Below are 12,032 nucleotides of genomic sequence, written 5' to 3' on the forward strand. Positions count from 1 at the left end.
TACCGATGAGTTCATACCTCCTGCGGCGACTTCTGCAGTCGATCCCGCTGCTTTTCGGAATCAGCGTGCTGGTGTTCCTGCTCATGCAGATGACGCCCGGCGGGCCGATGTCCGTCGGAGAAGGTAACGCATCAGCGGCCACGGCCGCGCAACTCGAGAGGTTGCGCGGCCGGTACGGCCTTGATGATCCACTGATCGTGCAGTACTTCAACTGGCTGCGCGGCGTCGTCACTGGCGACTGGGGCAGCTCCTACCTCACCGGCCGCCCTGTGCTCGAAGTAATCGGGGAGCGCGTACCAACAACGCTGCTGCTCACGCTGACCGCTTTCGTGCTCTCCCTCATCTTCGCGCTCATCATCGGCGTACAGTCTGGCGTGAAGAAGGACGGCTGGTTCGACCACCTCGCCACTGGGCTCACCTACGCTGGACTTGCGGTTCCCGGCTTCTGGCTGGCACTCATGCTCATCTTCATCTTCTCGTACAGCCTCGGCTGGCTACCAAGCTCAGGCCTTCGCGACCTGCGTGCATCGCACGAGGGCTTCACCGCGGCACTCGATCTCGCAAAGCACCTTGTCCTCCCTGTGCTCTCACTGGTGCTCGTATCGATTGCCGGCCTCGCCAGGCACGTGCGTTCATCGGTTATCGAGGTGCTCGACAAGGACTACATTCGGTCTGCCCGTGCGAGCGGACTGCCCGAGCGGATGGTGATTCAGCATCACGTGCTGAAGAACGCCTCCCTCCCCGTCGTCACGATCGCGGTGCTCATGCTGCCAGAGCTCTTTCTTGGCGCCGTTGTCACCGAGACGATATTCGGCCTCCCCGGCATGGGACGACTGTTTGTCGAATCGGCAGACCTCCGCGATTACCCGGTGCTGCTCGGCATCCTCATGATCGCCGCGCTGCTCGTGCTCGTCGCGAACCTCATCGCCGACGTCGTCTACAGCCGCCTCGACCCAAGGATCAGCTATGAATAGGACCGCAGCCCCCAAGACCGAAGTCGTCCGTGTCGCGCGACCCGCGACCGCGGGGTTCTTCGCGCTGTTCTGGCAGAGCAAGCCGGCGCGGTTCGGCCTCATCGCGTTCAGCGCGATCGTCGTGCTCGTTATCGTCGGGCCGTTTGTGCTGCCCTTCTCACCAGAGCAGATCGACCTCGCGGCGAAAGGACAGGCGCCGTCGCTCACCCACCTCATGGGCACCGACGAACTCGGACGTGATGTGCTCGCCCGCGTACTTGACGGCGGCAGGCTCACGATCCTCGTCGCTGTGATCGCCGTCGGTGTCGCAATCACACTCGGAATCATCGTTGGCGCGCTCGCGGGCTACTTTGGCGGCTGGATCGACAACCTGCTCATGCGAATCGCCGATGTGTTCTACTCGATGCCGGCGCTGTTCGTCGTGATCCTGCTCGTCGCCCTCATTGGGCCGGGATTCGGCTCGATCATCCTCGCCATCTCGGCGTTCAGCTGGATGACCACGGCGAGGCTCCTGCGCGCGAGCATTCTCAGCCTCAAGAAGGCCGACTTTGTGCAAGCAGCGCGCGGGCTCGGCGCGACGGACCTGCGGCTCATCGTGAACCACATCCTGCCAAACGCGCTCGCGCCGATCTTTGTCGCGGCGACGCTTGGTATCGCCTCGGCTGTGCTCACAGAATCCGCGCTGTCGTTCCTCGGCCTCGGCTTCCAGGCGCCACAGGCCACCTGGGGTGGCCTCCTCGAAGAGGCACAGCGGGCGGTCATTAGCGGTGGTCAATGGTGGCGGGGGCTCTTCCCGGGGATCATGATCTTCCTCGTCATCCTGTCGGTGAACTTCATCGGCGAAGGCCTCAACAAAGCAATTCAGGGCCGAAAGGAGCACAGCTCATGAGCTCGGCACACCTTGAAGTAGAACACCTCACAATCGGGTTCGAGGCGACCGGACGTGTGCTCGTCGACGACGTGTCATTGACCGTCGAGCGCGGAAACGCGACAGCGCTTGTCGGTGAGAGCGGATCGGGAAAGACGCTCAGTATGCTCGCGGTGATGGGGTTGCTCCCCGCCGGGATCAGTGTGCTCAGCGGAGACGTGAAGCTCAACGGAACCAGCCTGCTCGCCCTCGATCCGCGTGCCAGACGCCGCATGAACGGGAGCGAGATCGGGCTGGTGCCGCAAGACGCGATGGCGGCGCTGAACCCCACACTCGATATCCAAACCCAGTTCGAGCTCGTCCTGCGCACCCACCTTCGGATGAACCGTGCCGCGGCAAAGCGGCGAACCGTCGAACTGCTCGATCAGGTCGGCATCCCCGAGCCCGAGTCGAAGCTCAGGCGATTCGCCCACGAGTTTTCGGGTGGACAGCGACAGCGGGTGATGATCGCGCTCGCGCTGAGCTGCGGCCCCAACCTACTTATCGCGGATGAGCCAACGACCGCGCTCGACGTCACCGTGCAGCAGCAGATACTCGACCTCGTCGCTCGTCTGCGCCAAGAACTTGACATGACGGTCATGTGGATCACCCACGACCTCGGAGTGGTGGCTGGGCTCGCAGACGACGTTGCGGTGCTTCGGAACGGTCGTCTCGTCGAGGCAGGTACGGCCGAGCAGGTGTTCTTCACCCCGGCGCACGAGTATACGCGGCAGTTGCTCGCCGCCACCCCAACGCTGTTCGACACGGTGCCAGAGAAGGAAGGCGCGTAATGACCAACCACGAGGTGCTCGTCGACGTCTCCAACCTGACGTACTCATACCCCAAAGCCAAAGGCCTCTTCCGTCGCGCAGCTCTGCTGCCCCCTGCGATCGACGACGTGAGCTTTACAATCGCCACCGGCGAGATCGTCGCACTCGTGGGGGAGAGCGGATCTGGCAAGTCGACGATCGGTCGACTGCTGCTCGGCATGCTTCGCCCGAACTCTGGCAGTGTGATGTTTGACGGCCAGGACGTCCACGCGCTGCGAGGCAGCGAAAGCCGCAGCCACAGGCACAACTACCAGATGGTGTTTCAAGATCCGTACTCTTCGCTGAACCCGCGAATGACAATCGGGGACGCCGTTGTCGAGGCACTCACGATCACTGGCGGCGCATCCGCGAACGAGCGTGAGAGCGTCGCTCGAGAGCTCCTCAGTCGCGTTCGCTTGGGCGACGATATGTTTCACCGACGCCCGGCAGAGCTCTCAGGCGGCCAGCGTCAGCGCGTCGGCATCGCGCGCGCGCTCGCCGGGCGGCCGAGACTGCTCGTCGCAGACGAGGCGCTCGCATCGCTCGACGTGTCGATCGGCGCTCAGGTGGCGCAGGTGCTCAAGGAGCTCAACGAGCAGGAGCAGCTGTCGATGCTGTTCATCACACACGATCTTGCGATGGCCAGGCAACTGGCCTCACGAATCATCGTGCTCAACCAGGGACGCATCGTCGAATCTGGACCTGCTGCGGACATTGTCGGCGCCCCGCGCGACCCCTACACGCGCGCACTTATCGACGCCGTGCCGATCGCGAACCCGACAATTGCGCGCGCGAGGCAACGTGCTCGCCTCGATGCCCATGCTCTCGCGGCGACTCGCGCCGTCGAATCCCCCCTTGAAAGGAAAACTCTGTGACCGCTTCGTTCCCATTTCATCACTTCACCGGCTCCCACACCGAAGTCGGGAGGCAGCACGGGGCGGCGCTGAAGGACCAGATCGCGCTTCACCTCGACAGGCTGCGACGGCGGTTTGAGCGGCAGGGTTTCACCCTCTCGCAGGCGGAGGAGGCGGCACTCGAGTATCGTTCGAGCATCCGGGACGTATCCGTCGGGCTCGACGAGGAGATCGCCGGGCTCGCAGAGGGAGCCGGAATCTCGCTCGGCGCCGCGTTCCTGCTCCAGCTGCGGGCGGAGGTGTTCGTGCAGCTCGTCGGCAAGCACGGTGCCGAGCAGGAATGCACGACCTTCGCCATCCTTCCCGAACTCGGAGCATCAGATCGTGGGTTTGTCGGACAGAACGCCGATCTTCCCGCGATGTACCACGACCTCATGGCGGTCGTGCATCTCGCCGTGGACGGCGAGCCCGAGGTGCTGATGGTGATACCAGCCGGACAGATCTCCTACATTGGTCTGAATAACGCGGGCCTCGGCGTGTTCGGCAACTACCTGCACTGTGCGAGCTGGCGGCAGGGGTTCCCGCGGTATCTCTACACGAGGGTCGCGCTCCGTGAGCGGTCGGTGGCCGCCGCGGAGGCGGCACTCCGGCAGCTCGATCGAGCGTCCTCTCGCAACGTGATCATGCTCGACGCTGCGGGTTCGGCTGTCGACCTTGAGAACACGGCGGAGACGATTGTCGCCCTCCACCCCGTGAATGGATTCCTTGCTCACGCGAACCACTACCTCGAGTCGACGTTGCAGCACAATGAGTCGAATCCGTGGCTAGAGAACTCGGAGATTCGCTACGCGCGCCTTGCGAGCTCGATCGCCGGCGGCGGCACGCACATCGCGCCAGCCGACATCGCCGCAATGCTGCGCGACCGGAGCGATACCGGCAACGAACTCTCAATCTACCCGGAGGATGATGACCGCGACATCGCTGAGGACGACCGAAACATGACTGTCACATCGGTGATCGCTGAGCCTGGGCGCGGTCAGTTCTGGGTCGCGAGTGGCCCGCCGTCGCGATACGAGTACCACCGCTTCACTTTCGCCCCCATTTCGCCCGACAGCGAGCTCGCGCCCGCGGACGAGGCAGTGCTGTAGCACTTGAGAACGGATATAGGAGAAACACATGAAACCCACCACGCACGGCGACAGGCTCTCGTTCTACCAGTTCGGGGCGACGACGATGTTCGCAAGCCGCTTCGATCAACGATTTTCGTACTGCCTGTACGTTCCAGAGAGCTACGACGAGCACACGCCAGGCGACTACTCGCTCATCGTCGCAATCCACGGCACCGGACGTGACGCGCCCCGGCTTCGCAACGAGTTCATCGAGTTCGCCGAGGCCGAGCAGTGCTTTGTACTGGTGCCGCTGTTCCCCGCAGGGATCAGCACCCCTGGCGAGCTCAACGCGTATAAGTATCTTGCGGGCGATGACGCGCGCTACGACCTGGTGCTGCTCGACATGGTCGCGGAGCTCGAAGAGACCTACCGGCTGAACTTCGACAGGTTCTTCCTGACGGGGTTCTCTGGTGGTGGCCACTTCACACACCGCTTCCTCTACGTCCACCCCGAACGCCTCTCCGGGGTCTCCATCGTGTCCCCGGGTGTCGTGACCCTCTGCGACCCTGACCTGCCGTGGCCCGCGGGTGTCGGCGGTCTCGAAGACGAGTTCGGCCGCTCGTTTAACGCGGCAGCGGTTGCGGCTGTGCCAGCCAACCTCGTCGTCGGAGACGACGACACGGAAACGTGGGAGATCTCCGTTGCCCCTGACAGCCCTGCTTATATCCCCGACGTCAACGCAGCAGGGGTCACCCGGATCACCAGGCTGCGTGCGCTTGCGGCCTCCCTTGAACACAACGGGAACACCGTGAGCGTCGACCTTGTGCCGGGGGTTGCCCACGAGGGATACCACTTGCTGAAGCCCACGTTCCGAGCCATCAGGCAGGTACTCCACAGCGACGAGCCGCGCAGCGAAGGGACAACGCAGGTGCTCTCATGACTGGGGCCGATGATGACCAGCAGCTCGACAACCCGGGAGACGTGCTCACTCGGATCGGTGAGCGGCTGCCGACGCTGACCGCGGCCGAATCGAAAGTTGCCCAATACATCTCGGAGCAGCCCGAACAAGCGCTGTTGATGAGCGCTGTCCAGCTGGGGGAGGTGCTCGGTGCAAGCGACATGACCGTCGTGCGCACCGCGCGCTCCCTCGGCTTCACCGGGTGGCCAGAACTCCGCCGAGCGCTGGGATCACAGCTCGCGCTCACCGTGCACCCGGCGAAGCGGCTCTCAACCCGGCTCACCGTGACGAAGCGGGAGTCGCACAGTAGCCTGCTCGACATCGTGTTCGAGGAAGCGAGGGAGCGCCTCGCGACGTCGCGCAGCTACCTCGACTCAGATGAATTCTCGCGGGCAGTGCGGCTCGTGAGTGCGGCGGGTACCGTGCACTCCTTCGGCGTTGGTGTCTCGGCGGTGTCAGCCGAATACCTGACGACGAAGCTGTTGCGGCGCGGCATTGTGGCCCGAAACGCTGGCGGCATGGGCTTCGCGTTCGCCGACTCCCTGCTCGGTCTGCGCGAAGGCGACCTCCTGGTTGCGTTCGCGCCTGGCCGTGAGTTCAGTGAACTCGACGTCGCGTTCGCCGAGGCGAGGCGAGTCGGGGCGACGACGATCCTATTCACCGATAAATACCGCGACGCGTACGTCGACCGCGTCGACTGCCTGCTTCGTACGGCGAGCTCAGCTGGCGGGCTCACAGGCGAGAACTTCCCGCCGATGGTGGCAATTGACGCCCTCGTTCTGGCCGTCGGGCACGTCAACCCGGACGCTGCACTCGCTACCTCACGTCGGCTCAACAAGATGCGCCGGGCGCTGCGCCGCCAACCCGGCGCAGCGAAGGCACAGCCGAGCGCCACACCCACGACGGAACCACCTGAAGGAGACCCGCAGAAATGAAGATGATGGTGAATGAATTCACGCCCCCACTCGCGGCCCAGCGGGCCGCCGAACTGCAATCTCTCAGCCTTCCCACCCTTGGCCACTACCTTGAGGACGGATTCGTGGACCCTGAGATTCGCATGCTCGTCGGCACCGGAGGCAACATCGTCGGAACTGCGGCCACTGTCCGAACGACAGCGACTGATTCGACAGCCCTGCATCACGCTGCCGGACTCATTCAGCCCGGTCATATCCTCGTGATCGATACCGGGGGCGACAGGTTCCACGCTCCGCTCGGTGAGGTCGTTGCAACGCAGCTCCAGGTTCGAGGGGCGGCGGGCGTCATCGTCGACGGCGTCGTCACCGATATTGAACAGCTGCGTCGTATCGGCGTGCCCGTCTACGCGCGCGGTACGAGCCTGCTCACAACGAAACTGCATGGCGCAGGCGGCGGTGGGATCGGGGTCACCGTTGCGTGCGGCGGGGTGGCGGTCGCAGCCGGCGACATCGTCCTTGCCGACGCAAACGGCGTGCTCGCGCTGCCCGGAGCTGCGCTCGACGCGGTGTTTGCGGAAGCCGCCGCAGACGATGCAAGCGAACCCGAGCTGTTGCGCGCCATCGCCGGGGGCGAGCGGCTTGGAGATCTCACGGGGGCGAGCGCGCTCGTCGCCGGGCTTCTCGGTTCCTGACCAGCTGCGGCAACCGCGGGGTGGCGCCATGTGGGGGCTGGGGCTTTGCCCCAGCCCCCACACATCATTAGAGCGGGTTTGCGCTGAGGCTCTCGGTGTTGAAGAGCACGACTGTGCTTGCCTCGGTGAGTGAGAGCTCTGCGGCGGCAGCACTTGCGAGGCGCCGGGCCCCGGCGAGCGTCGCCGCACCGCACGGCCCCGCGTCGACGCCCGCCGACTGCAGCGTCGCGACAGCGGCGCGTGCGTCATCGTCGCTCACCAAGACTGCGGCGTCGGCGCCTGCGCGCAGCACGGGCCAGGCAAGCTCAGAGACCGTGCCGCAGTTCAGGCCGAGCATCACCGTGTCTGCAGTAGTGACGGGTTCGGGGACTCCCGTGGTGAGCGCAGCGAAGACTGCCGGGGCTGTTGACGGCTCAACGATCGCGACCGCAGGCGTGCCAGCGCCACTCTTGAAGTGGGCCACGATTGCCTGCGCCAGCGAACCCACGCCAGCGGGCGCGAGAGCGAGGTCGACCGCTGTAATTCCCTGCTCGGCGAGCTGCTCATCGAGCTCGTCAAGCATCGTGCTGTAGCCGTCGACGATCCAGCTGGGAATCTCGTCGTACCCGGCCCACGCGGTGTCCTGGATGATCAACGCGGACTCCCCGTGCCGCGAGGCCTCGGCGCGCATCTCCGCGACGACGTCGTCATACGGCAGTTCGATGCGACGGGTGTCGGCGCCCTCGTCGGCGATTGCGGCCATCGCAGCCGTCGTGAGGGTTGCCGGATAGAAGATGCGGCACTCGATGCCGAGGAGGCGGGCGGTGCGGGCGACGGCTCGTCCATGATTGCCGTCGGTTGCGGCGAATAGGGTCACTGCGGGCTGCTTAGGGGCGAGCGACTGCAGATCGGCGAGTGGCAGCGTGCGGTCGCTGCCCCAGCGGTGTGAGAGCGCACGCGCGATGGCGTAGGAGGCGCCGAGGATCTTGAATGCCGGGAGTCCGAGCCGTGCCGATTCGTCTTTCAGGAGGACTCGCCCGACGCCGAGCTCCGCGGCGAGGGATGGGAGATCGATGAGCGGCGTCGGCTCGTAGCCCGGGAGCCCCGAGTGAAACTGCCGCACCTCTTCTGTTGGGCGCTTCAGGCGTGCAGTTCGAGCGAGTGGGTTCAGGTAGAGCGAGTGAGTTATCTGCATCTCAGTAGTGTGGCAACCGATTTAGTCCAAGAAAAGCGGATAATAGTGGTGCATATGTTCCGCAATAGGTGGAGGGTCTATGTCTGAGGTACGTCGGCTGCAGACGTTTCTTGACTTCGTGCGTCTCGGAACGATCGCGGCCGTGGCGGAGGCCACTCAGTACAGTACGTCTGCGGTCTCCCAGCAGCTTGAGAAGCTTGCGTCTGAGGTAGGCGTTCAGCTCGTGCAGCAGCACGGCCGCACACTGCGGCTCACCGCTGCCGGTGAGGTGGTCGCCGAGCACGGCCCGGCGCTGCTTGACGCATGGGAGCAGCTCCGCGCAGAAGCCGCTGCGACGACCGGTGTCGTCAGCGGTGCCGTGACTGCGGCGGCCTTCCAGTCGGCCTGTCTGGCGCTGTTTCCGCCCCTGCTCCAGGCGCTGCGGCATTCGGCACCCGGGGTGCGATTGCGCTGTGTGCAGGCTGAACCGGAACGAGCGCTCGCGGCCCTCCGTGCCCGCGACATCGACGTCGCGATTATCGAACGATTCGCGACTCAGCCAGCTGAGCCGCACGCTGACCTCACCGAACGCCAGTTATGTACCGACGACATGTTGCTTGCGGTGCCCCAATCGTGGGGGCCAGTGACAGACGTTGCGCAGCTCGCGACCCGGCCGTGGGTATTTGAGGAGCGAGGTGGCCCCGAGCGGGCCTGGGCTGAGAGCCTCTGCCATGCAGCCGGGTTCACCCCGCACATCGCTCACGAAACCTCGGACGTGGTGCTGCGATGCTCGCTTGTGGCCGCAGGTGAGGCCGCCGCATTCGTGCCAGCGCTCACGCCAGCTGCCCTCCGTCATGGAATTGAGTGCGTGCAGCTTCCCGGATCCCAGTCACGTACACTCATCGCGGTGACCCGGGGGAGCTCGCACGCCGACGCAGCCGTCCAAGCCGTGGTTGAGCACGTCGCGAGCATCACCGCGGGCTCCGAGTAGTGCCGCGAGGGGCCGTCCGTGCCTCGCACGGTCCGATTCGGCGCCGACAGGCCCTAGGCGGCGCCCCCGGATTCTCGCAATACGAGCACTGATCGGTAGCGCGGCTCGCCCCACCAGGCCATTGCGTCGAGCTCCTCAAGGGTCACCGGCACGTCCACCGCGCTCACCCATGTTTCGCCCTCATCCGCGTCCACCCACGGGTCGTTGAGCAACACCACGCCATCTCGGTGTGAGTGCGCGACCACCCAGTGCGGCATAGGTTCGCCGTGGAAGCGGAGCTCGTCAATAAGCACAAGTACGCGAGACCCACGCTCGAGCTCTGCGACGATTTCGCGAACCTCACACACGCGCTCGTTCACCTGAATTCCCGCGGCCTCGGCAAGCATGTTGTCTTCTTCGTTTGCGAACGCGCGGGCGTCACGAGGCTCCATCGGAGTGACCTGTGGCTCGAGGTACTCGGTGTCAAACACCGCGATGTCGAAGTCGCTCCGGTCGATCTGCAAGCTGAGTGCTCGCACCCCGCACCCCGTGAACCGTGTTGCTCGCCGCCAGATCTGCCGTTCTTTGTCGCGGGTTATGGACTCCGAGCCGTGCCAGTGCGCCTGCGCCATGAGCAGCGAGACTGGTCCGCAGGTGAAATCAGTCGTCTGGCGGTAGTACGGAGCGTCGTCGTGCGGCCACGGTGCGGCGTAGCGAACCCACGCCGTGTGTGGGGCAGTCGTGCCCGGCCCTGAGGGTACGGGCTGCGCGAGCTTGGTGAAGCCAAGTCGCTCTGCCACCTCGGCGTGCTCCGCCTCCGCGTCCTCCAACTTGACGCTGACGAGCCCATCGGCATCCCATGTCGAAACGATGGCGGCCAAGAGCTGCTCGGCGTCGCCAGAGGACTCTGCCCAGAGACGGGAGACAGTGCGGGAGAGGGTGCCAGGTCGTGCCGACGAGACGAGCCAGGCAGTGACGTTGCCCGCTTCGCCGACGAGCGAGTGTAGCCTCGGCGAGTAGTGGCCGCCCGGCACGCGTGCCGCTGACCCGATTCGCTCGCGTATCCCCTCGGTTGACTCGGTAACGTGAACCGTCGGTTGTGTGTCGTGCACTACTGCTCCTTTGCGAGATGCTGATCAGCGGTCGACGCGGGGCGACGAAGTTCCCGGCGCAGTCCGTTCAGGTGTTGCGATGCTGTCTTCGAGGCGGCGGCGGTCTGCTGAGAGATCGCCAGCGTGAGGGCGTCTGCGGCAACGAGCGCGCTCAGTGTCTCGCCAGTGAGCCCACCCGCCGACCCCGCGCAGCGGATGACAATGTCGGCGCGAGAGTCGTACTCATGCCGATGTCGACCGGTGAACAATACTGAACAGACCCCAAGGCGCCGGGCCTCCGCCAATGCCAGATCGAGTTCGGTGAAAGGTCTCCCTGGCGCGAATAAGACCAGGGCGTCTCCGGTGCGGAGCAGCATCAGGTCGTCAGCGAAAGTGAACCCCATGCCCGAAGCCTGGCGTGCACGGAGGCCGATGCGGGCAAGCTTCGTGGAGAGATAACTCGCGCAGGCCGCAGATGCGCCGACACCGAATGTGTGGATCATACTGGCATCGCGTAGCGCCTCGACAGCCCGCTCGAACTCTGTGTCGACGATGTCGTCCTGCGAGATCTCGAGGCGCTCGCGAGCTTCCTCGAACACGGTGGCGATCAGGCTGCGGGTCGAGCCGCGCTTGGTGACGTTCAGGCGCGTACTGAGCCGTGCCGCCGGGTGGGTGATCTGCGTGATCTCCGCACCGATAGCGCGCCGAAGGTCTGTCCACCCGGTGAACCCGAGCGATCGTGACGCCCGCACTACTGTCGTATCGCTCGTGCCGGTGAGCTCGGCGACCTGTGCGGCGCTGAGGAGGAGTGCCTGCTCAGCGTGCTCGAGGATGAACCTGGCGACGCGCGTCTCGCTCGCACTGAGCTCGCTGGCGGCAGCGTCAATCCGGGCTCGCGCCGACCCTTGCTGATACTTGCTCATCGCTCGATCTTCCTGCTTCCTTGCAACTTTGTCGCGGCAACTCAGTCGCGCCGCCTACGGCGGTGGCGCGCGCCCACGACTGTGCACACGCAGCGTGATATTTGTATCACATTTGCATGAATGTCGTAAACACCACATTGCTGCGAGGTCTTGCCGAGCGACCGGAGCGAGGGTGACCTACCTGAAGAGCACCGAGACGCCGAGCGTAGCGAGCACCGCGAAGATGGCGCCCCACATGATGATCGAGATGATCTGCCACAGAATGACCTGATTCTTCGGGGCCCCGAACGACACCATGGCCGCCGAAGTGATCTGGCTCGGCAAGAAGACTTGGCCGAGCAGGCTCACGCCAGGCACCCCGTAGCGGTCGAAGCGCTCCTTGAGCTTTGCGCGGCGAGGCGTCAGCTCCTTCGCGGCCTTGCCCTGCGTCGCCTTCGACCGCACCCCGTGTGCGGCCAGGACGAAAATGAGCATCGAGATGACGTTGCCTGCGACAGCCGCAGCGACCGCGACAAGGGGGTTGATGCCGCCGAGCACGCCGATCGCCGAACCGAAGTAGGACTCGACGAACGGGATAGCCGCGATCAAAAACACGCCAAACCACTGGAGAAACTCGGGGAGAGAAGCGGTGAAATCTTGGAGAGAGTCGAGCATGACTGCCTTTCGTAGCGAGAGCGG

The 12,032-nt window shown here is 64.8% G+C and carries 13 protein-coding genes; 9 read left to right on the forward strand and 4 right to left on the reverse strand.

Annotated elements, in window-relative coordinates:
* Positions 1-5 precede the first annotated feature (5 nt).
* The 8 genes from KI794_RS03680 to KI794_RS03715 are packed head-to-tail and all read left to right on the forward strand — an operon-like array spanning position 6 to position 7,217.
* Complete coding sequence (locus KI794_RS03680; protein WP_119283268.1) at positions 6-974, forward strand: ABC transporter permease; 969 nt, start codon at positions 6-8, stop codon at positions 972-974.
* Positions 967-1,863: an ABC transporter permease gene (locus KI794_RS03685; RefSeq protein WP_255809186.1), complete on the forward strand. Its 897-nt coding sequence runs from the start codon at positions 967-969 to the stop codon at positions 1,861-1,863. The genes KI794_RS03680 and KI794_RS03685 overlap by 8 nt, the downstream gene beginning before the upstream one ends.
* Positions 1,860-2,672 carry an ABC transporter ATP-binding protein gene (locus tag KI794_RS03690; protein WP_162921186.1) on the forward strand — a complete coding sequence of 271 codons (813 nt, stop codon included), beginning with the start codon at positions 1,860-1,862 and terminating at the stop codon, positions 2,670-2,672. The genes KI794_RS03685 and KI794_RS03690 overlap by 4 nt, the downstream gene beginning before the upstream one ends.
* Positions 2,672-3,565, forward strand: a complete 894-nt coding sequence (locus KI794_RS03695; protein WP_255809187.1) for an ATP-binding cassette domain-containing protein — start codon at positions 2,672-2,674, stop codon at positions 3,563-3,565. Before KI794_RS03690 ends, KI794_RS03695 begins: the two co-directional genes overlap by 1 nt.
* Positions 3,562-4,692, forward strand: a complete 1,131-nt coding sequence (locus KI794_RS03700) for a C45 family autoproteolytic acyltransferase/hydolase (RefSeq protein WP_255809189.1) — start codon at positions 3,562-3,564, stop codon at positions 4,690-4,692. The genes KI794_RS03695 and KI794_RS03700 overlap by 4 nt, the downstream gene beginning before the upstream one ends.
* A 28-nt stretch (positions 4,693-4,720) precedes the next feature.
* Entirely contained in the window at positions 4,721-5,593 is an 873-nt protein-coding gene (locus tag KI794_RS03705; RefSeq protein WP_255809190.1) for a hypothetical protein, read from the forward strand.
* Entirely contained in the window at positions 5,590-6,546 is a 957-nt protein-coding gene (locus KI794_RS03710) for a MurR/RpiR family transcriptional regulator (RefSeq protein ID WP_255809191.1), read from the forward strand. Before KI794_RS03705 ends, KI794_RS03710 begins: the two co-directional genes overlap by 4 nt.
* Positions 6,543-7,217: an RraA family protein gene (locus KI794_RS03715; RefSeq protein WP_119283261.1), complete on the forward strand. Its 675-nt coding sequence runs from the start codon at positions 6,543-6,545 to the stop codon at positions 7,215-7,217. Before KI794_RS03710 ends, KI794_RS03715 begins: the two co-directional genes overlap by 4 nt.
* A 67-nt stretch (positions 7,218-7,284) precedes the next feature.
* On the opposite strand, the gene KI794_RS03720 is transcribed toward KI794_RS03715, so the two are convergent.
* Positions 7,285-8,391, reverse strand: coding sequence for a diaminopropionate ammonia-lyase (locus tag KI794_RS03720; protein WP_255809194.1), 1,107 nt, complete (start codon positions 8,389-8,391; stop codon positions 7,285-7,287).
* A gap of 79 nt (positions 8,392-8,470) precedes the next feature.
* Between KI794_RS03720 and KI794_RS03725 the strand changes: the two genes are divergently transcribed.
* Positions 8,471-9,361 carry a LysR family transcriptional regulator gene (locus KI794_RS03725; protein ID WP_255809195.1) on the forward strand — a complete coding sequence of 297 codons (891 nt, stop codon included), beginning with the start codon at positions 8,471-8,473 and terminating at the stop codon, positions 9,359-9,361.
* A gap of 53 nt (positions 9,362-9,414) precedes the next feature.
* Here the strand turns inward: KI794_RS03725 and KI794_RS03730 are convergent, their stop codons facing one another.
* From KI794_RS03730 to KI794_RS03740, 3 genes are all read right to left on the reverse strand, one after another.
* Positions 9,415-10,452, reverse strand: coding sequence for a peptidase C39 family protein (locus tag KI794_RS03730; protein WP_255809196.1), 1,038 nt, complete (start codon positions 10,450-10,452; stop codon positions 9,415-9,417).
* The gene (locus tag KI794_RS03735; RefSeq protein WP_119283257.1) at positions 10,452-11,354 is read right to left on the reverse strand and encodes a MurR/RpiR family transcriptional regulator; all 903 of its coding nucleotides are present in this window, start codon (positions 11,352-11,354) and stop codon (positions 10,452-10,454) included. Before KI794_RS03735 ends, KI794_RS03730 begins: the two co-directional genes overlap by 1 nt.
* A gap of 177 nt (positions 11,355-11,531) precedes the next feature.
* Complete coding sequence (locus KI794_RS03740; protein WP_119283256.1) at positions 11,532-12,008, reverse strand: small multi-drug export protein; 477 nt, start codon at positions 12,006-12,008, stop codon at positions 11,532-11,534.
* Between the last annotated feature and the right edge of the window lie 24 nt (positions 12,009-12,032).

This window comes from Leucobacter aridicollis (genome assembly GCF_024399335.1).
Taxonomy (GTDB): domain Bacteria; phylum Actinomycetota; class Actinomycetes; order Actinomycetales; family Microbacteriaceae; genus Leucobacter; species Leucobacter aridicollis_A.

What these genes read in the sequence shown, in the direction of transcription:
- KI794_RS03690 (WP_162921186.1), top strand. Translation starts at nt 1,860, where the DNA reads ATGAGCTCGGCACACCTTGAAGTAGAACACCTCACAATCGGGTTCGAG.
- KI794_RS03710 (WP_255809191.1), top strand. Translation starts at nt 5,590, where the DNA reads ATGACTGGGGCCGATGATGACCAGCAGCTCGACAACCCGGGAGACGTG.
- KI794_RS03680 (WP_119283268.1), top strand. Translation starts at nt 6, where the DNA reads ATGAGTTCATACCTCCTGCGGCGACTTCTGCAGTCGATCCCGCTGCTT.
- KI794_RS03715 (WP_119283261.1), top strand. Translation starts at nt 6,543, where the DNA reads ATGAAGATGATGGTGAATGAATTCACGCCCCCACTCGCGGCCCAGCGG.
- KI794_RS03725 (WP_255809195.1), top strand. Translation starts at nt 8,471, where the DNA reads ATGTCTGAGGTACGTCGGCTGCAGACGTTTCTTGACTTCGTGCGTCTC.
- KI794_RS03705 (WP_255809190.1), top strand. Translation starts at nt 4,721, where the DNA reads ATGAAACCCACCACGCACGGCGACAGGCTCTCGTTCTACCAGTTCGGG.
- KI794_RS03685 (WP_255809186.1), top strand. Translation starts at nt 967, where the DNA reads ATGAATAGGACCGCAGCCCCCAAGACCGAAGTCGTCCGTGTCGCGCGA.
- KI794_RS03720 (WP_255809194.1), bottom strand. Translation starts at nt 8,391, where the DNA reads ATGCAGATAACTCACTCGCTCTACCTGAACCCACTCGCTCGAACTGCA.
- KI794_RS03740 (WP_119283256.1), bottom strand. Translation starts at nt 12,008, where the DNA reads ATGCTCGACTCTCTCCAAGATTTCACCGCTTCTCTCCCCGAGTTTCTC.
- KI794_RS03695 (WP_255809187.1), top strand. Translation starts at nt 2,672, where the DNA reads ATGACCAACCACGAGGTGCTCGTCGACGTCTCCAACCTGACGTACTCA.
- KI794_RS03735 (WP_119283257.1), bottom strand. Translation starts at nt 11,354, where the DNA reads ATGAGCAAGTATCAGCAAGGGTCGGCGCGAGCCCGGATTGACGCTGCC.